At 76.7% G+C, this 18,366-nt stretch carries 16 protein-coding genes; 15 read left to right on the top strand and 1 reads right to left on the bottom strand.

Going from position 1 to position 18,366, the window contains the following annotated elements; translation table 11 throughout:
• Nucleotides 1-58: 58 nt before the first annotated feature.
• From rpmI to D0Z06_RS20390, 3 genes are all read left to right on the top strand, one after another.
• Nucleotides 59-253, top strand: a complete 195-nt coding sequence (gene rpmI / locus D0Z06_RS20400) for a 50S ribosomal protein L35 (RefSeq protein WP_117379382.1) — start codon at nt 59-61, stop codon at nt 251-253.
• A 35-nt stretch (nt 254-288) separates the two neighbouring features.
• On the top strand, nt 289-672 hold the full coding sequence (gene rplT / locus D0Z06_RS20395; RefSeq protein ID WP_117379381.1) for a 50S ribosomal protein L20: 384 nt from the start codon (nt 289-291) through the stop codon (nt 670-672).
• 136 nt (nt 673-808) lie between these two features.
• Nucleotides 809-1,612, top strand: coding sequence for a TrmH family RNA methyltransferase (locus D0Z06_RS20390; protein ID WP_233517841.1), 804 nt, complete (start codon nt 809-811; stop codon nt 1,610-1,612).
• A gap of 51 nt (nt 1,613-1,663) precedes the next feature.
• On the opposite strand, the gene D0Z06_RS20385 is transcribed toward D0Z06_RS20390, so the two are convergent.
• Nucleotides 1,664-3,913, bottom strand: coding sequence for an EAL domain-containing protein (locus D0Z06_RS20385; protein WP_117379380.1), 2,250 nt, complete (start codon nt 3,911-3,913; stop codon nt 1,664-1,666).
• 136 nt (nt 3,914-4,049) lie between these two features.
• On the opposite strand from D0Z06_RS20385, the gene pheS reads away from it, so the two are divergent.
• From pheS to tyrS, 12 genes are all read left to right on the top strand, one after another.
• Nucleotides 4,050-5,132: a phenylalanine--tRNA ligase subunit alpha gene (gene pheS / locus D0Z06_RS20380; protein WP_117379379.1), complete on the top strand. Its 1,083-nt coding sequence runs from the start codon at nt 4,050-4,052 to the stop codon at nt 5,130-5,132.
• A 28-nt stretch (nt 5,133-5,160) separates the two neighbouring features.
• The gene (gene pheT, locus D0Z06_RS20375) at nt 5,161-7,635 is read left to right on the top strand and encodes a phenylalanine--tRNA ligase subunit beta (protein WP_117379378.1); all 2,475 of its coding nucleotides are present in this window, start codon (nt 5,161-5,163) and stop codon (nt 7,633-7,635) included.
• A gap of 79 nt (nt 7,636-7,714) precedes the next feature.
• Nucleotides 7,715-8,500 (top strand): SDR family NAD(P)-dependent oxidoreductase, encoded by a 786-nt coding sequence (locus D0Z06_RS20370; protein WP_233517840.1) that lies wholly within the window; start codon nt 7,715-7,717, stop codon nt 8,498-8,500.
• Nucleotides 8,501-8,698: 198 nt separating this feature from the next.
• Nucleotides 8,699-9,739: an N-acetyl-gamma-glutamyl-phosphate reductase gene (argC, locus tag D0Z06_RS20365; RefSeq protein ID WP_117379377.1), complete on the top strand. Its 1,041-nt coding sequence runs from the start codon at nt 8,699-8,701 to the stop codon at nt 9,737-9,739.
• Between the two features lie 55 nt (nt 9,740-9,794).
• Nucleotides 9,795-10,961, top strand: coding sequence for a bifunctional glutamate N-acetyltransferase/amino-acid acetyltransferase ArgJ (argJ, locus tag D0Z06_RS20360; protein WP_117379376.1), 1,167 nt, complete (start codon nt 9,795-9,797; stop codon nt 10,959-10,961).
• Entirely contained in the window at nt 10,958-12,004 is a 1,047-nt protein-coding gene (gene argB, locus D0Z06_RS20355; RefSeq protein WP_199522441.1) for an acetylglutamate kinase, read from the top strand. The genes argJ and argB overlap by 4 nt, the downstream gene beginning before the upstream one ends.
• Nucleotides 12,001-13,188, top strand: a complete 1,188-nt coding sequence (locus tag D0Z06_RS20350) for an acetylornithine transaminase (protein ID WP_117379375.1) — start codon at nt 12,001-12,003, stop codon at nt 13,186-13,188. Before argB ends, D0Z06_RS20350 begins: the two co-directional genes overlap by 4 nt.
• The gene (gene argF / locus D0Z06_RS20345; RefSeq protein ID WP_117379374.1) at nt 13,185-14,129 is read left to right on the top strand and encodes an ornithine carbamoyltransferase; all 945 of its coding nucleotides are present in this window, start codon (nt 13,185-13,187) and stop codon (nt 14,127-14,129) included. Before D0Z06_RS20350 ends, argF begins: the two co-directional genes overlap by 4 nt.
• Nucleotides 14,130-14,139: 10 nt before the next feature.
• Nucleotides 14,140-14,673 carry an arginine repressor gene (locus D0Z06_RS20340; RefSeq protein WP_117379373.1) on the top strand — a complete coding sequence of 178 codons (534 nt, stop codon included), beginning with the start codon at nt 14,140-14,142 and terminating at the stop codon, nt 14,671-14,673.
• Complete coding sequence (gene argH / locus D0Z06_RS20335; protein WP_117379372.1) at nt 14,670-16,103, top strand: argininosuccinate lyase; 1,434 nt, start codon at nt 14,670-14,672, stop codon at nt 16,101-16,103. The genes D0Z06_RS20340 and argH overlap by 4 nt, the downstream gene beginning before the upstream one ends.
• Nucleotides 16,067-16,744: a DNA-3-methyladenine glycosylase gene (locus D0Z06_RS20330; RefSeq protein WP_233517851.1), complete on the top strand. Its 678-nt coding sequence runs from the start codon at nt 16,067-16,069 to the stop codon at nt 16,742-16,744. The genes argH and D0Z06_RS20330 overlap by 37 nt, the downstream gene beginning before the upstream one ends.
• Nucleotides 16,741-18,018: a tyrosine--tRNA ligase gene (gene tyrS / locus D0Z06_RS20325; protein WP_117379371.1), complete on the top strand. Its 1,278-nt coding sequence runs from the start codon at nt 16,741-16,743 to the stop codon at nt 18,016-18,018. Before D0Z06_RS20330 ends, tyrS begins: the two co-directional genes overlap by 4 nt.
• Nucleotides 18,019-18,366 lie beyond the last annotated feature (348 nt).

Here is an 18,366-nt window from a genome sequence, read left to right as displayed (position 1 = left end):
CCGGCGCGGCAGCTGCGGCTGCCGCGTCGCGCCGGGCAGACCGACGAACGAGGACGACATGCCGAAGCAGAAGACCCACAAGGGCACCGCCAAGCGGGTGCGCATCACCGGCACCGGCAAGCTCATGCGCGAGCAGGCGAACAACCAGCACAAGTTCGAGCACAAGCCCTCGCGACGCAAGCGCCGGCTCGACCAGGACCAGGTCATCAGCCCGGCCGACGCCAAGAACCTGAAGAAGCTGCTGGGCCGCTGAGCGCCCCCCGCACCTGAGAACGAAGGAGCACTCACGTGGCACGCGTGAAGCGGGCGGTCAACGCCCAGAAGAAGCGCCGGACGACGCTGGAGGCCGCCAGCGGCTACCGCGGCCAGCGCTCGCGGCTCTACCGCAAGGCCAAGGAGCAGGTCCTCCACTCGGCCACCTACAACTACCGCGACCGCAAGGCGCGCAAGGGTGACTTCCGCAAGCTGTGGATCACCCGCATCAACGCCGCCGCGCGGCAGAACGACATGACCTACAACCGGTTCATGCAGGGCCTCAAGCTCGCCGGCGTCGACCTCGACCGGCGGGTGCTGGCCGAGCTGGCCGTCAGCGAGCCGGCCACCTTCACCGCGCTGGTGGAGACCGCCCGCGCCGCCGTCGCCGCCGCCCCGGCCGGCGAGCAGGCCGCCTGAGCGCAGCACCCCCGACGCCGCCGGCGCCCGGTCCCACCGACCGGGCGCCGGCGGCGTCGCCGCGTCCGCCGTCCCCGGGCGGCGGGACCCGCGGCCACGGCGGCCCGACGACCCCGACCGTGCCGACCCCGTGGGGGTGGACGCCCTGACCGAGCCGCTGACCGACCGCTCCGCCCGCGTGGTGGCCGCCCGCAAGCTGACCCGCCGGGCCGGCCGGGACGCCGCCGGGCTGTTCCTCGCCGAGGGCCGGCCGGCGGTGGCCGAGGCGCTGGCCGACCCGGACGGCGTCCGCGAGGTCCTCGCCACCGGGGCGGCCGCGGCCGCGCACGCCGACCTGCTGGCCGGGACGGCGGTGCCCGTGCGGCGGGTCACCGAGAAGGCGGCGGCCTCGCTGTCGGAGACGGTCACCCCGCAGGGCCTGCTCGCGGTGTGCGCCCTGCGCGACGTCCCGCCTGCGCGGCTGGTCGCCGCCCCGCCGCCGCTCGCCGTGGCGCTGGCCGAGCTGGCCGACCCGGGCAACGCCGGCACCGTGCTGCGCACCGCCGACGCCTGCGGGGCCGGCGCGGTGGTCTTCGGCGCGGGCTCGGCCGACCCCTACGGCGGCAAGGCCGTGCGGGCCAGCGCCGGCAGCCTCTTCCACGTCGACGTCGTCCGCGGTGCGCCGCTGCCCGCGCTGCTGCCCGAGCTGCGGGCCGCCGGGGTGGCGGTGCTGGCCGCCGACGGCGCCGGGGAGACGGCCCTCGACGAGGTCGCCGCCTCCGGGGGGCTGGCCGGGCCGGTGGTGTGGCTGTTCGGCAACGAGGCCCGGGGCGTGCCCGCCGAGCTGGCGGCGCTGGCCGACGCCCGCGTGCGCATCCCGATGCGCGGGCGTGCCGAGAGCCTCAACCTCGCCGCGGCCGCCGCGATCTGCCTGTACACCACCCAGCTCGCCCAGCGCTGAACGGAGTGCGGGGTGCGAGGAGACCTCGCACCCCGCACTCCGCACGGGGGCTCAGCGGCGGGAGGCGTGCATCCGCATGCTCGCGGCGTGCAGCAGGGCCGGGAAGTCGGCGCCGTCGCCGGGCCAGACGCCCACGCCGATGCTCGCGCCGACCCGGACCTCGCCGCCGCCCAGCGGCACGGGGGCGCCGACCGCGGCCACCAGCTCGTCGGCCACCTGCCGGGCCTCGGCCGCCGCGGTCTCCTGCGGCAGGCCGACCAGCGCCACGAGGAACTCGTCACCGCCGAGCCGGGCCAGCAGGTCGCCGCGGCGCAGCCGGTGCCGCAGCCGGTCGGCCACGGTGACCAGCAGCTCGTCGCCCGCGGCGTGGCCGAGCCGGTCGTTGACGCCCTTGAACCCGACCAGGTCGACGAAGAGCAGGGCCAGCGCCTCGTCGCGCGCCCGGGCGTCCCACAGCGCCAGCTCGACCTGCTCCTCCAACCGGCGGCGGTCGGGCAGGCCGGTCAGCGGGTCGGTGCAGGCCAGCTGCTCGATCCGGGCCAGGTACGTGCGGGTGCGGTCGCGCTCCTGCTCCAGCGCCCGCTCGGCCTCGACGCGGGCGGTGACGTCGACCTGGACGCCGATGTACTGGGCGATCGCGCCGTCGGGGCCCGGCACCGGCGCCAGGTGCAGCTCGTTCCACCACGGCGCCCGCTCCGGGCCCCGGTGGTTGAGCATCGTCACCCGGCACTCCTCGCCGGCGTCGACGGCACGGCGGACGGCGGCGACCACGGCGGGGTCGGTGTCCGGGCCCTGCAGGAACCGGCAGTTGCGGCCGAGCAGCTGCTCGCGGGGCAGCCCGGCCAGCTGCTCGAAGGCCGGGTTGACGTAGACCAGCGGCTGGTCGGGCAGCCGCATGTCCACGATCGAGACCCCGCTGGGCGTGGCGGCCAGCGCCCGCTCCACGAGGCTGCCCCCGGTGAGCACGGCCGACGGCAGCCCCTGCCCGGCCCGGGATCCCGCGGCCGGGGCCGGGGCCGGCGTCCCCGGGCACCCGGGCAGCGGCTCCTGCCGCGGGGCGACCCGCGCGAGCAGGGCCGCGGCGGCGCGGACGACGGTCTCCCGGTCGTAGGTCAGCGCGTAGGCGAAGCGCCGCTCGGCGTCCGGGCCGGCGTCACCGAGGTCGCGGGCCAGCAGCGCCGCGGCGAAGTGCGGGCCCACCACCGCGACGTCCCACTCGCCGCGCACCGGGTCGGCGGGGTCGAGGGCGGCCCCGCGCAGCCCGGGCAGCGGCTCGACCGGCAGGTCCTCGCCGAGCGCGCAGACGAACCCGGTGCGCTCGACCAGGTCGCGGTAGCGCTGGGTGGTCGACGGGGTGAAGTGCCGGGCCTCCTGGAACGTCGCGGCCACCACGCACGCCGAGCCGAGCCGCATCGCCTCCCGCTCCAGCTGCTTGGACAGCTCGATGAGCAGCGTCTTGCGGGAGGTCCGCAGCGGGACGTGGTCGGGCAGGCAGGCGAAGGGGGAGACGTCGGCGTCCCGGCTGACGGAGTCGGCCGGCTGCGCCGGCAGGACGAGCTCGCCGTGGACGGCGCCGGGCACCGGGCCCGGCCCGGGACGGCCGAACAGCCAGCCCTGGCCGAGGGTGGCGCCGAGCGCGCGGGCGGTGGCCAGGTGCGCGTCGTCCTCGATGCCCTCGGCCAGGACCACCGCGCCGGTGCGCTCGGCGTGCGCGTTGACCGCGTTCATGATCTCGGCGACCACCGGGCCGGGCCGCTCCTGCACCAGCCGCAGGTCGAGCTTGATGACGTCGGGGCGCAGCAGCGGCATGAAGGCCAGGGAGATGGGCTCGGCGCCGACGTCGTCGACCGCCACCCCCCAGCCCACGGCGCGGACCCGCTCGACGGTGCGCAGCAGCTCGGCCGGGCGGGCGGCGAGGGCCCGCTCGGTGATCTCCAGGACGACGCGCAGGCCACCGGGCGCCGCGGTGGCCAGCGCCAGCAGGTCCTCCAGGGGCGCCCGGTCGAGCACCTCCGGCTCGACGTTGACGAACAGCGTCAGCGGGGCCCGCAGGCCGGACGCCACGGCGCCGCGCAGGGCGGCGGTGCGGCAGGCGGTGTCCAGCTCGGCGAGCCGGCCGGCGGCGCGGGCGGCGGCGAAGAGCGCGTCGGGTCGCTCGAGCGGCCCCTCCGGTCCGCGGGCGAGGGCCTCGTAGGCGACGACCGCGCCGGTGTCGAGGTCCACGATGGGCTGGAAGACGCTGCGCACGCCGCCGTCGGCGAGGACGTCGTCGAGGCCGGTGACGAGGGTGGGGACGGTCACGCACCCCTCATCGGCCGGTCCGGTTCCGGGTTCTCCCCCTGCGGCGCGCGGGTCACCCCGACGGGTGGGCCCCGCCCCGCCCGCGGCCCGGAACCCGCGGGCGCCCCGGGCGGGGTGGCGGGCAGAATGGCTCCCCGTGTCTGGCGCCAACGACCCCTACGACCCCAAGCAGGTCGCCGCGCTGTCCGCCGAGGCGCTCGACGCCGCGGTCGCCGAGGCGCGGCGGGCCTTCGCCGGCGCCGGTGACCTGGCGGCGCTGGCGGCCGTCCGGCCGGCGCACCTCGGCGACCGCGCGCCCGTGCTCCTGGCCCGCCGCGAGCTCGGGGCCCTGCCGCCGGCCGCGCGGGCCGACGCCGGCAAGCGGGTCAACGCCGCCCGGCAGGCGCTGACCGCGGCCTACGAGATCCGGCTGGCCGAGCTGGAGGCCGAGCGCGACGCCCGGGTGCTGGCCGAGGAGCGGGTCGACGTCACGCTGCCCTGGGACCGCACCCCCCGCGGGGCCCGGCACCCGCTCACCACCCTCACCGACCGGATCGCCGACATCTTCGTCGGGATGGGCTACGAGGTCGCCGACGGCCCGGAGCTCGAGGCGGAGTGGCTGAACTTCGACGCGCTCAACATCGGCCGCGACCACCCGGCCCGCACGATGATGGACACCTTCTTCATCGCGGGCGGGCCGGGTCAGGACGAGGACTCCGGCCTGGTCCTGCGCACCCACACCAGCCCGGTGCAGGCGCGCACCATGCTCGCCCGCACCCCGCCGATCTACGTCGTGGCGCCCGGCCGGGTCTACCGCACCGACGAGCTCGACGCGACGCACACGCCGGTGTTCCACCAGGTCGAGGGGCTGGCCGTCGACCGCGGCCTGAGCATGGCGCACCTGCGCGGCACGCTGGACCACCTGGCGCGGATCCTGTTCGGCGCCGAGGCCCGCACCCGGTGGCGGCCCTCCTACTTCCCGTTCACCGAGCCCTCGGCGGAGTTCGACGTGTGGTTCCCCGAGCACCGCGACGGGCCCCGGTGGGTGGAGTGGGGCGGCTGCGGCATGGTCAACCCGCGGGTGCTCGTGGCCTGCGGCATCGACCCCGACGAGTACAGCGGGTTCGCCTTCGGCCTGGGCATCGAGCGGGCGCTGCAGTTCCGCTCCGGGGTGGGCGACATGCGCGACATCGTCGAGGGCGACGTCCGGTTCACGCGGGCGTTCGGGGTGGAGCAGTGACCGACCGGAACCAGGGAGAGGCAGCGCAGTGAGGGTCCCCATCGGCTGGCTGGCCGAGCACGTCGACCTCCCGGCGGAGACCACCGTCGAGGACCTCGACACCGCCTTCGTGCGCCTGGGCCTGGAGGTCGAGGACGTGCACCGGCCGGAGGAGGTCACCGGGCCGCTCGTGGTCGGGCGGGTCCTCGAGGTCGAGGAGCTGGCCGGCTTCAAGAAGCCGATCCGGTACTGCCGGGTGGACGTCGGCGAGGAGGAGCCGCGGGGCGTCGTCTGCGGCGCCACCAACTTCGCCGTCGGCGACGCGGTCGTGGTCGCCCTGCCGGGGGCGGTGCTCCCCGGCGGCTTCGCCATCTCCGCGCGGACGACCTACGGCCACGTCTCCGACGGGATGATCTGCTCGGCCCGCGAGCTGGGCATCGGCGAGGACCACGCGGGCATCCTCGTGCTCGGCGACGGCACGACCGGGCCGGCCCCGGAGGCCGGTACCCCGGCCGGCCCGGTCGTCGGCCTGGACGACGTGGTCGTCGAGCTGGCCGTCACCCCCGACCGCGGCTACTGCCTGTCCATGCGCGGCATCGCCCGCGAGATCGGCACCGGCCTGGCCGTGGGGTGGCGCGACCCGGGGGCGCTCACGCCGCCGGCGTGGTCCGGTGACCCGGCCTGGGCGGTCACCGTCGAGGACCCCGCCCGCTGCGACCGGTTCTCGATGATCGCGCTGGAGGGGCTGGACCCGACCGCGCCGAGCCCGTGGTGGATGCGCCGGCGACTGGCGCAGTCCGGGGTGCGCAGCATCTCCCTGGCCGTCGACGTCACCAACTACGTGATGCTCGAGCTCGGCCAGCCGATGCACGCCTTCGACCGCGACCGCGTCACCGGCCCGATCGCCGTCCGGCTCGCCCGCCCCGGGGAGCGGCTGACCACCCTCGACGGCGTCGACCGGGCGCTGGACGCCGACGACCTGCTCATCACCGACGGCAGCGGCCCCATCGGCCTGGCCGCGGTCATGGGCGGTGCCACCACCGAGATCGGTGACGGCACGAGCAGCGTGCTGCTCGAGGCCGCGCACTGGGAGCCGACCGGGGTGGCCCGCACCGCGCGGCGGCACCGGCTGCCCAGCGAGGCGGCCAAGCGGTTCGAGCGGGGAGTGGACCCGGAGATGACGGTGGTGGCGCTGGCCCGGGCGGCGGCGCTGCTCGGCGAGTACGGCGGCGCCCGCGTCGTCGGCACGCCGGTGGACGTCGACACCCGCGCCCCCCGCCCGGTCGTCGCGCTCGACGCCGGGCTGCCCGGCCGCGTCGCCGGCGTGCCCTACACCCCCGCCCAGGTCGTCGAGCTGCTCGCCGCGGTCGGCTGCACCGTCGACGGGGAGGGCGCGGAGCTGGCCGTCACCCCGCCGCCCTGGCGCCCCGACCTCACCGACCCCGCCGACCTCGCCGAGGAGGTCGTCCGGCTGGCCGGCTACGACGACGTGCCCTCGGTGCTGCCCACCGCCCCGCCCGGGCGCGGGCTGACCGAGGGGCAGCGCCGCCGCCGCGCGGTCGGCCGGGCCCTCGCCGAGGCCGGCTACGTCGAGGCCCCGGCCTACCCCTTCGTCGGAGCCGCGGTTCTCGACGCGCTGGGCCTGCCCGAGGACGACCCCCGCCGCGCGGTGGTCCTGGTGCGCAACCCGCTGTCGGAGGAGGAGCCGGCGCTGCGGACCACGCTGCTGCCCGGGCTCCTGGCCACCCTGGCCCGCAACCTCGCCCGCGGGCAGCGCGACCTGGCCCTGTTCGAGCACGGCTCGGTGTTCCCCGGCGACCGGCGCAGCCCCGCGCCGCTGCTCGGCGTCGACCGCCGGCCCGACGACGACGTGCTGGCCGCCCTCCTGGGCGCGGTGCCGGCGCAGCCGTGGCACGTGGCCGTGGCGCTGGCCGGGCACCGCGAGCCGCGCGGGTGGTGGGGCCCGGGCCGGCCCGCGGTCTGGGCCGACGCGGTCCAGGCCGCGCGGCTGGTGACCGAGGCGGCGGGCGTCGAGCTGGCCGTGCGCGCCGGCGAGCGCGCGCCCTGGCACCCCGGCCGCTGCGCCGAGCTCCTGGTCGACGGCGCGGTGGTCGGGCACGCCGGTGAGCTGCACCCCCGCGTGTGCGCCGCGCTGCAGCTCCCGGCCCGCACCTCGGTCATGGAGCTCGACCTCGACGCCCTGCCGGCGGCGGGGGTGCCCGCGGGCCCGCGGGTGTCGGCCTTCCCGCCGGTGCTCATGGACCTCGCCCTGGTGGTCGGCGAGGAGGTCCCGGCCGCCGAGGTGGACGCGGCGCTGCGGGCCGGGGCCGGGGACCTGCTGGAGTCGCTGCGGCTCTTCGACGTCTGGACCGGCGCCCCGGTGCCGGCCGGCTCGCGGTCGCTGGCCTACGCGCTCACCCTCCGCGCTCCCGACCGCACGCTCACCGGCGAGGAGGCCGCCGCCGTCCGGGACGCCGCGGTGACCGCCGCGGCCGAGCGCACGGGGGCGGTGCTCCGTGCCTGAAGAAGGACCCCGTCCCCCTCATTGCTCGCAGGCTCGCGGCGAGCCTCTGGACGGGGCCGGAGAAGCTCTTCCCGGCCAGGTGGCGCTGGTCACCGGGGCCTCCACGGGCATCGGCCGGCACCTCGCCGAAGGGCTGGCCCGCAGGGGCATGGCGGTGGCCGGCCTCGCCCGCAACGCCGACCGGCTGCAGGCGGCGATGGACGAGGTCGCGACGGCCACCGGCGCCCGCACCCTCGCCGTCCCCGCCGACGTCACCGACCGCACCGCGGTCGAGGAGGCGGCCGCGCGGGTCCGGGAGGAGCTGGGGCCGGTCGACCTGCTGGTCAACAACGCCGGCGTGGTCGACGAGGCCGAGGTGCCGCTGTGGGAGGCCGAGCCCGACCAGTGGTGGGACGTCGTCTCCGGCCACGTCCGCGGCGGCTTCCTGCTCTGCCGCGCCGTCGTCCCCTGGATGGTGCTGCGCAACCGGGGCCGGGTGGTGAACCTGGCCAGCGGCATGAGCGTGCGGGCCCGACCCGAGTACTCCGCCTACTCGGTCGCCAAGACCGGGCTGATGCGCATGACCGAGGCCCTCGCGGGGGCGCTGGAGGGCCTGGACGTGCGGGCCTTCGACGTCTCGCCCGGCGTGGTGGACACCGCGATGACCCGCGCCATGCCGGTGTGGCAGGGCTACACCGACTGGACCCCGCCCGAGCGCGTGGTCGAGGTGGTGGCCGCCATCGCCGCGGGGGAGCTGGACGCCTGGTCCGGCCGCTACCTGCGGGCCGGCACCGACGACCTCGACACCCTGCGCCGGCTCGGCCCCGACGACGTCGCCCGGCAGCTGCGGCTGGTGCCCTACGGGGACGACGACCCGCTGGCCTGACCCCGGTGGCGGGGGCGCGGCCACCCCCCGTCTCCCAGGCCTCGATCCCCCGCCCGCGGCCTACGTCAGTGAGTGCCCCTGCACTCACTGACGTAGGCCGACCACGGGGACAGGGACGGGCGCGGCGCCCGGGGGCCGCGGCACCGCCCGACGCCCCCGCTGTGAACAGTCATGCATACCCGTGTATGGTCATGCAGCATGAGCCCAGCGCAGACGTGGACGGTCGGGGTCACCGGCGCCACCGGGTACGCGGGGGGCGAGGTGTGCCGGCTGCTGGCCGGGCACCCGCACCTGCGGCTGGCCGGGGTGCACGCCAACTCGAGCGCCGGCCGACGCCTCGGTGAGCTCCAGCCGCACCTGCTGCCGTACGCCGACCTCGAGGTCCGGCCCAGCGACGCCGGGGCGCTCCAGGGCTACGACGTCGTCGTCCTGGCCCTGCCGCACGGCGAGTCGGCGGCGATCGCCGCGCAGCTGCCCGAGGACACCCTGGTCGTCGACTGCGGGGCCGACCACCGGCTGGACGACCCGGCGGCCTGGGCCCGCTGGTACGGCTCCGAGCACGCCGGCAGCTGGCCCTACGGCCTGCCCGAGCTGCCCGGCCAGCGGGAGCAGCTCGCGGGCGCGCGGCGGATCGCCGTCCCCGGCTGCTACCCGACCTCGGTCACCCTCGCCATGGCCCCCGCCCTCGCCGCCGGCCTGGTCGAGCCCGACGTGGTGGTCGTCGCCGCCAGCGGCACGTCCGGCGCCGGGAGGTCGGCCAAGCCGCACCTGCTCGGCAGCGAGGTCATGGGCTCGGTCAGCGCCTACGGCGTCGGCGGGGTGCACCGGCACACGCCGGAGATGGTGCAGACCCTCTCGCAGGCGGCCGCCGGGCCCGTGGCGGTCAGCTTCACCCCGACCCTGGTGCCGATGAGCCGGGGCATCCTCGCCACCTGCTCGGCGCGGCTGGCCCCGGGCACCGACGCCGCCGCGGCCCGCACCGCCTACGAGAAGGCCTACGCCGACGAGCCGTTCGTGCACCTGCTGCCCGAGGGTCGGTGGCCGACGACGGCCCAGGTGCTCGGCGCCAACACCGTCGCCCTGCAGGTCGCCGTCGACCCCGACGCCGGCCGGCTGGTCGTCGTCGCCGCCGTCGACAACCTCACCAAGGGCACCGGGGGAGCGGCGCTGCAGTGCGCCAACCTCGCCCTCGGCCTGCCGGAGACCACCGGCCTCCCGCTCGTGGGGGTCGCGCCGTGAACCCACCCCACGAGGACACTCCGCCGGCGCTCCACGTCCCCGCGGGGACCCCGGCATGAGCGTCACCGCCCCGCAGGGGTTCCGCGCCGCCGGCGTCGCCGCCGGCCTGAAGTCCAGCGGCGACCCCGACGTCGCGCTGGTCGTCAACGACGGGCCCGACGACGCCGCCGCCGCGGTTTTCACGACCAACCGCTTCCCGGCCGCGCCGGTGCTGTGGAGCCGGCAGGTCCTCGGCGGCGGCCGGGCCCGCGCCGTCGTCCTGAACTCCGGCGGCGCCAACGCCTGCACCGGGCCCGAGGGCTTCGGCGACACCCACGCCACCGCCGAGCGCGTCGCGGCCGAGCTGGGGCGGTCCGGGCTGGAGGTGGGCGCCGTCGACGTCGCCGTGGCCTCCACCGGGCTCATCGGCGTCCGGCTGCCCATGGACCGGCTGCTGCCCGGGGTCACCGAGGCGGTGGCGGCCCTCGCCGCCGACGGCGGGGACGCCGCCGCCCGCGCCATCATGACCACCGACTCCGTGCCCAAGACGACCGTGCAGCAGCGCGACGGCTGGTGCGTCGGCGGCATGGCCAAGGGCGCCGGCATGCTGGCGCCGAGCCTGGCCACGATGCTCGTCGTCCTCACCACCGACGCGGCCGTGCCCGCCGACGTGCTGCGGGCCGCGCTGCGGCGGGCCACCGCCGTGAGCTTCGAGCGGGTCGACTCCGACGGCTGCCTGTCCACCAACGACACCGTGCTCGCGATGGCCAACGGCGCCGCGGGGGCCACCCCGTCGCCCGAAGAGCTCACCGAGGCGCTCACCGCGGCGTGCACCGACCTGGCGATGCAGCTGCTCGCCGACGCCGAGGGCTCCACCAAGGACATCGCGATCACCGTGCGCAACGCCGCCAGCGTCGAGGACGCCCTCGAGGCCGGCCGCGCCTGCGCCCGCAACAACCTGCTCAAGACGGCCCTGTTCGGCAACGACCCCAATTGGGGCCGGGTGCTGGCGGCCATCGGGACCACCGCGGCCGCCTTCGAGCCCGACCGGGTGGACGTGACCATCAACGACGTCACCGTCTGCCGCGGCGGCGCCATCGGCGACCCGCGCGAGGGCGTGGACCTCACCGGCCGCGCCGTCACCATCGACGTCGACCTGCGCGCCGGCGACGAGCAGGCCACCGTCTGGACCAACGACCTGTCGATCGCCTACGTCCACGAGAACTCGGCCTACTCCACATGAACCCCGCGAACGAACCCGAACCGCACGTGACCACCGTCCACGACGCACGTGCGCAGGACCCGACCCCGCCGGACGTCCGGGTCGACGAGGTCCCCCCGCCGCCGCGGCGCACCGTCGGCACCCGGCGGGTGATGCGCACCGACGACCCCGAGGGCGACCGGCTGAAGGTCGCCGTCCTCACCGGCGCGCTGCCGTGGCTCAAGGAGTTCCACGGCAACGTGGTGGTGATCAAGTACGGCGGGCACGCGATGGTGGACGAGGAGTGCCGCCGCGCGTTCGCCGAGGACATGGTCTTCCTGCGGACCTGCGGGATCCTGCCGGTCGTCGTGCACGGCGGCGGGCCGCAGATCACCGAGATGCTGGGCCGGCTGGGCATCGGCAGCGAGTTCCGCGGCGGCCTGAGGGTGACCACCGCGGAGACCATCGACGTCGTCCGCATGGTGCTCACCGGGCAGGTGGGGCCGGACATCGTCGGCCTGATCAACCAGCACGGCCCGATGGCGGTGCACCTCTCGGGTGAGGACGGCGGGCTGTTCACCGCCCGCCGCACGCAGGCGCTCGTCGACGGCCGCCCGGTCGACATCGGCCTGGTCGGGGACGTGGCCGCGGTCGCCCCGGCGCCGGTCACCGCCCTGCTCGAGGCCGGGCACATCCCGGTGGTCGCCAGCGTCGCCCCCGACCGGGACGGCGTGGTGCACAACGTCAACGCCGACACCGCCGCGGCCGCCCTGGCCGTCGCGCTCGGCGCGGTGAAGCTCGTCGTGCTCACCGACGTCGAGGGGCTCTACGCAGACTGGCCCGACCGCGACTCGCTGGTGCAGCAGATCGACGCCGCCGAGCTCGCCGAGATCCTCCCGACCCTGGACGCCGGGATGGTCCCGAAGATGGCCGCCTGCCTGCGGGCGGTCGAGGGCGGGGTGAAGCGGGCGACCGTCGTCGACGGGCGCACCCCGCACGCCCTGCTGCTGGAGATGTTCACGTCGGAGGGCACCGGGACGATGGTCGTCCCGGCCCAGGACACCGGAGGGGAGCCGGCACCATGACGCGCACGGAGGAGCTGGCCGCCCGCTGGTCGGCGGTGATGATGGCCAACTACAAGGCACCGCCGGTCGCCCTGGCCCGCGGCTCCGGCGCGGTGGTGCAGGACGTCGACGGCCGGGAGTACACCGACCTGCTCGGCGGGATCGCGACGACGATCCTCGGCCACGCCCACCCCCGGGTGGTCGAGGCGGTGACCCGGCAGGTGGCCACGCTGGCGCACGTCTCCAACCTGGCGATGCACGAGCCCGGGATCCGGCTGGCCGAGCGCCTGCTGGAGCTGGCCGGCCGGCCCGGGCGGGTGTTCTTCTGCAACTCCGGTGCCGAGGCCAACGAGGCCGCGTTCAAGATCAGCCGGCTCACCGGCCGGCCCGAGGTGGTCACCGCCGAGGGGGCCTTCCACGGGCGGACGATGGGCGCGCTGGCGCTGACCGGCCAGCCGACCAAGGCCGCGGCGTTCGCGCCGCTGCCCGGCGGCGTCCGGTACGTGCCCTACGGCGACCTGGGGGCCCTGGCCGGCGCGGTGGGGGAGCGGACCGCGATGGTGCTGCTCGAGCCGGTGCTCGGCGAGGGCGGCGTGCTGCCGGCCCCGCCCGGCTACCTCGCCGCGGCGGCGGGCGCGGCCCGGGAGGCGGGTGCGCTGTTCGCCGTCGACGAGGTGCAGACCGGCACCGGCCGCACGGGCCACTGGTTCGCCCACCAGGCCGACGGGCTCCAGCCGGACGTCGTCACGCTGGCCAAGGCGGTCGGCGGCGGGCTCCCGCTGGGGGCCACCCTCGCCTTCGGGGCGGCCGCCGACCTGATGACCGCCGGCTCGCACGGCTCGACGTTCGGCGGCAACCCGGTTGCCGCGGCCGCCGCCCTGGCGGTGCTCGACACCATCCGCGACGAGGGGTTGCTGGAACGGGCCAAGGAGCTCGAGCACCGGTTCACCGCCGGCATCGAGGGCCTCGGCCACCCCGGCGTGGCCGGCGTCCGCGGGCGTGGCGCGCTGCTGGGCGTCGTCCTCACCGCCGAGGTCGCCGGCGCCCTGGAGGTGGCGCTGCGGGAGGCCGGCTTCCTCACCAACGCCGTCGCCCCGGACGTGCTCCGGCTGGCACCGGCCCTGGTGCTCACCGACGCGCAGGTGGACGCCTTCGTCGCGGCCCTCCCGGCCGCCCTCGACACCGCCCTGGAGGCCGCTCCGTGACCCGGCACTTCCTGCGGGACGACGACCTCACCCCGGCCGAGCAGGCCGAGGTGCTGGCCCTGGCCGCCGAGCTCAAGCGCACCCGGCACACCGACGCCGCGCCCGCCCCGCTGCGCGCGCCGAACGGCGTGCCCCGGGCGGTCGCCGTGCTGTTCGACAAGCCCTCCACCCGGACCCGGGTGAGCTTCTCCGTGGGCGTGGCCGAGCTCGGCGGGTACCCGCTGGTGATCGACGCGGGCTCCAGCCAGCTCGGCCGCGGCGAGCCCGTCGAGGACACCACCCGCGTGCTCGACCGGCAGGCCGCCGCCATCGTCTGGCGGACCTTCGGCCAGGAGCGCATCGAGGCGATGGCCGCGGTCAGCCGGGTCCCGGTGGTCAACGCCCTCACCGACGAGTTCCACCCGTGCCAGATCCTCGCCGACCTGCAGACGGTCGCCGAGCGCCGGGGCGACCTGGCCGGGCTGACGCTGACCTACCTCGGCGACGGGGCCAACAACATGGCGCACTCCTACCTGCTGGGCGGGGCGACGGCCGGCATGCACGTCCGGATCGGCTCGCCCGAGACCTACCGGCCGTCGAAGGCGGTGCTGGAGCGGGCCGCGGAGATCGCCGCCGGTACCGGTGGCTCGGTGCTCTGGACGCCGGACCCCGCGGCGGCCGCCGACGGCGCCGACGTCCTGGCCACCGACACCTGGGTCTCGATGGGGCAGGAGGAGGAGTACGACGCCCGCGTGGCGCCGTTCCTGCCCTACGCGGTCGACGAGCGGGCGCTGGCCCGGGCGGCCGCCGACGCGGTCGTGCTGCACTGCCTGCCGGCCTACCGCGGCAAGGAGATCGCCGCCGCGGTCATCGACGGGCCGCGCAGCGCGGTGTGGGACGAGGCGGAGAACCGGCTGCACGCCCAGAAGGCGCTGCTCGCCTGGCTCCTGGAGCGCTCGTGACGGGGCGACGATGACCTCCGCGGTCACCCGGTCGGCCCGCCAGGCGCGGATCCGCCGGATCGTCGAGGACCGGCCGGTCACCTCGCAGACCCAGCTGGCCGCACTGCTGGCCGAGTCGGGCATCGAGGTCACCCAGGCCACGCTGTCCCGGGACCTCGAGGAGCTCGGCGCGGTCAAGATGCGCGGCTCCGACGGCGCCCCGGCGTCCTACGTGCTCCCCCCCGAGAACGCCCCGCTGCGCCCGGCGCAGCACGCGCCCGCCCGGCTCACCCGGCTGCTGGCCGACCTGCTCACCAGCGCCGAGGGCAGCGCGAACCTGGCGGTGCTGCGCACCCCGCCCGGGGCCGCCCAGTTCCTCGCCTCGGCGCTGGACAAGGTGGGGCTGCCCGACGTCCTGGGCACCATCGCCGGGGACGACACGCTGCTGGTCGTCTCCCGCGACCCGCACGGGGGCCCCGCCCTCGCCGACACGCTGCGGGGGCTGGCCGAGCGGTCGCCGTCCGCCCCGCACCACCCGACCGACCCGGAGGAGAACACCGAGTGAGCGCGCCCCCGACCACCCGCCTGTGGGGCGGCCGCTTCGGCGGCGGCCCGTCCCCGGCGATGGCCGCGCTGTCGCGGTCCACGCACTTCGACTGGCGGCTCGCCCCGTTCGACCTGGCCGGGTCGCGCGCCCACGCGCGCGTGCTGCACCGCGCCGGCCTGCTCGCCGACGACGAGCTCGAGCAGGTGCTGCGCGCGCTGCGCGAGCTCTCCGAGGAGGTCGCCGCCGGCACCTTCGCCCCCGCGGAGTCCGACGAGGACGTGCACGAGGCGCTCGAGCGCGGCCTCACCGAGAAGCTCGGCACGCTGGGCGGCAAGCTGCGCGCCGGCCGCAGCCGCAACGACCAGATCGCCACCGACCTGAGGCTCTACCTGCGCCACTCCGTGCGGGCGCTGGTCGCCGAGCTGTCGTCCCTCGAGCGGGCCCTCGTCGACCTCGCCGAGCGCTACCGGGACGTCGCCGCGCCCGGCATGACGCACCTGCAGCACGCCCAGCCGGTGCTCATCGCCCACCAGCTGCTGGCGCACGCGCACGCCGTCGCCCGCGACGTCGACCGGCTGCGGGACTGGGACCGGCGGGCCGCGGTGAGCCCCTACGGCTCCGGCGCGCTGGCCGGCTCCTCGCTGCCGCTGGACCCCGACGCCGTGGCCGCCGAGCTCGGCTTCGACCGGGCGTCGGACAACTCGATCGACGGCGTCAGCGACCGCGACTTCGCCGCCGAGTTCTGCTTCGCCGCCGCGCTGATCGGCGTGCACCTCTCCCGGCTGGGCGAGGAGGTCGTGCTCTGGACCTCGACCGAGTTCGGCTGGGCCCGGCTCGACGACGCCTGGGCGACCGGGTCGTCGATCATGCCGCAGAAGAAGAACCCCGACATCGCCGAGCTGGCCCGCGGCAAGTCCGGCCGGTTCGTCGGCAACCTGACCGGCCTGCTGACCGTGCTCAAGGGGCTGCCGCTGGCCTACGACCGCGACCTGCAGGAGGACAAGGAGCCGGTCTTCGACTCCATGGAGCAGCTGCTCCTGCTGCTGCCGGCGGTCACCGGGATGGTCGCCACCCTGACCCTGCGGCCGGAGGTGCTGGAGGCCGCGGCACCGCAGGGCTTCGCACTGGCCACCGACGTCGCCGAGTGGCTGGTCCGCCAGGGCGTGCCCTTCCGCTCGGCCCACGAGATCAGCGGCGAGATGGTGGCCTTCTGCGAGCAGGCCGGGCTCGAGCTCGACGAGCTGGACGACGACCAGCTGGCCGGCATCGACCGGCGGCTGACCCCGGAGGTGCGCTCGGTGCTCTCGGTGCCCGGTGCGCTGGCCGCGCGCAGCGCCCGCGGGGGGACGGCGCCGGAGCGGGTCGCCGGGCAGCTGACCGCACTCCGGGAGCTCGCGGCCGAGCACGCGCGCTGGGCGGCCTCCTCTCCCGTGGCGGCGGCGCTCTGAGCGCTCCCGGACCGCTGCTGACCGCCGACGAGCTGCTCGGCCGCCCCGAGGAGGTCGCACCCGCGCTGCTCGGCTGCTGGCTGGTGACCGACCGGCCCGACGGCACCGTCGCCGTCCGGCTCACCGAGGTGGAGGCCTACGCCGGCGACGGGAGCGACCCGGCCGCCCACTCCCACCGCGGGCCGACACCGCGGGCCGAGGTCATGTTCGGCCCGCCGGGGCGGCTCTACGTCTACCTCAGCTACGGCATGCACTGGTGCGCCAACGTCGTCGTCGGCCCGGAGGGGGACGGCGCGGCGGTGCTGCTGCGCGCCGGGGACGTCGTGGTGGGGGAGGACGTCGCCCGCGCCCGCCGGCCCGCCGCGCGGGCCGCCCGCGAGCTGGCCCGCGGCCCGGCACGGCTGACCCGGGCGCTGGCGATCGGGCCGGTGGACAAGGGCACCGGGCTGCTGTCGGCCGCCGGTGCCGTCCGCCTGCACCGGGGGACGCCACCGGCCGCGGTCTCCGCCGGCCCGCGCGTCGGGATCAGCGTGGCCACCGGGCTGCCGTGGCGGTTCTGGGAAACGGGCGCGGGCTCGGTGAGCGCCTTCCGGCCGGGTGGACGCCCGCGCCGGCGCGGCGGGCAGGATGGTGCCTCGTGACCGACGTGATCGACGAGCTGCACCGGCGGGGCCTGATCGCCCAGAGCACCGACGAGGAGGAGCTGCGCACGCACCTCTCCGCGGGGCCGGTCACCTACTACTGCGGCTTCGACCCGACCGCGCCGAGCCTGCACGTCGGCCACCTGCTGCAGTTCATGGTGCTGCGGGCCCTGCAGCGGGCGGGGCACCAGCCGGTGGTGCTCGTCGGGGGCGCGACCGGGCTGATCGGCGACCCCCGGCCCACGGCCGAGCGCCAGCTCCACGACCGCTCCACCGTCGCCGAGTGGGTGGCGCGGATCCGCCGCCAGGTGGCGCCCTTCCTCGACGTGCCGGCCGAGCGCGACGGGCTGCGGCCGCCGGTGTACGTCGACAACCTGGACTGGACCGCCCCGCTGTCGGCGATCGACTTCCTCCGCGAGATCGGCAGGCACTTCCGGGTCGGCCGGATGCTGGCCAAGGAGGCGGTCGCCGCCCGGCTGGCCTCCGAGGCGGGCATCAGCTACACCGAGTTCAGCTACCAGATCCTGCAGGCCAACGACTTCCTCGAGCTGCACCGGCGCTACGGCTGCACGCTGCAGAGCGGCGGCTCCGACCAGTGGGGCAACCTCACGGCCGGCATCGACCTGATCCGCCGCACGGAGGGGACGGGCGCCCACGCGCTGTCCACGCCGCTGGTGACCAAGGCCGACGGGACCAAGTTCGGCAAGAGCGAGGGCGGCGCGGTGTGGCTGTCCCCGGAGCTCACCAGCCCCTACGCCTTCTTCCAGTTCTGGCTCAACGCCGACGACGCCGACGCACGGGCCTGGCTGCCGCTGTTCTCCGAGCGCCCGGCCGAGGACGTCGCGGCGCTGGTCGCCGAGTCCCGCGAGCGGCCCGCCGCCCGGGCGGCCCAGCGGGCGCTGGCCGAGGAGCTGACCCTGCTGGTCCACGGCCCCGAGGAGCTGCGGCAGGCCGAGGCCGCCGGGCGGGCGCTGTTCGGCCGGGACGACCTCGCCGCCCTCGGGGCCGACACCCTGGGGGCGGCCCTCCGCGAGGCGGGCAGCGTGACGGTCCAGGGGGAGGTGCCCTCCGTCGCGCACCTGCTCCAGCGCACGGGCCTGGTGGCCAGCCTGTCCGAGGCCCGGCGGACGGTGAAGGAGGGCGGCGCCTACCTCAACAACGAGCGGGTCACCGACGCCGAGGCCGTCCCGGGGGAGGACGCCTGGCTGCCCGGCGGGTGGCTGGTGCTGCGCCGCGGCAAGCGCTCGGTCGCCGGTGTGGAGCGCGTCCGCTGAGCCGGGCGGGCCCTGTGAACGGCGCGTGACGCGCCCGTCTCGGCCGGGTGTCCGGCGTCACCGGGTAGCGGTTTGACACGGCCCCACGGCCCACGTAGTTTTCTCTGTGCGCCGCGCGAGACCGCCTGAGGGTGGCCGGCGGGGGGCCCTGGAGGGCCGCCCGGGCGGGGCGTAGAGTGGGACAAGCCGCCATCGACGAGGCCCGGGAGGGTCGGGTTGGTGCGCGTCCGCTCCTTGAGAACTCAACAGCGTGCCGAAAGTCAGTGCCAAGTAACAACCCCTTTGTGGGTTCCTTTGGTTGAGAGTTGTATCGAGAGCGTCCAGTTCTCGGTTCTCGGCCGGGTTTCG

Origin of the sequence: Geodermatophilus marinus (assembly GCF_003428645.1) — a bacterium.
Lineage (GTDB): Bacteria > Actinomycetota > Actinomycetes > Mycobacteriales > Geodermatophilaceae > Geodermatophilus.
This window is presented reverse-complemented; position numbering and strand designations above follow the sequence as displayed.

Excerpts from the sequence above, each read along its gene's own strand:
- argC (WP_117379377.1), top strand. The coding sequence starts at position 8,699 with ATGAGCCCAGCGCAGACGTGGACGGTCGGGGTCACCGGCGCCACCGGG.
- rpmI (WP_117379382.1), top strand. The coding sequence starts at position 59 with ATGCCGAAGCAGAAGACCCACAAGGGCACCGCCAAGCGGGTGCGCATC.
- D0Z06_RS20350 (WP_117379375.1), top strand. The coding sequence starts at position 12,001 with ATGACGCGCACGGAGGAGCTGGCCGCCCGCTGGTCGGCGGTGATGATG.
- D0Z06_RS20340 (WP_117379373.1), top strand. The coding sequence starts at position 14,140 with ATGACCTCCGCGGTCACCCGGTCGGCCCGCCAGGCGCGGATCCGCCGG.
- argJ (WP_117379376.1), top strand. The coding sequence starts at position 9,795 with ATGAGCGTCACCGCCCCGCAGGGGTTCCGCGCCGCCGGCGTCGCCGCC.
- argB (WP_199522441.1), top strand. The coding sequence starts at position 10,958 with ATGAACCCCGCGAACGAACCCGAACCGCACGTGACCACCGTCCACGAC.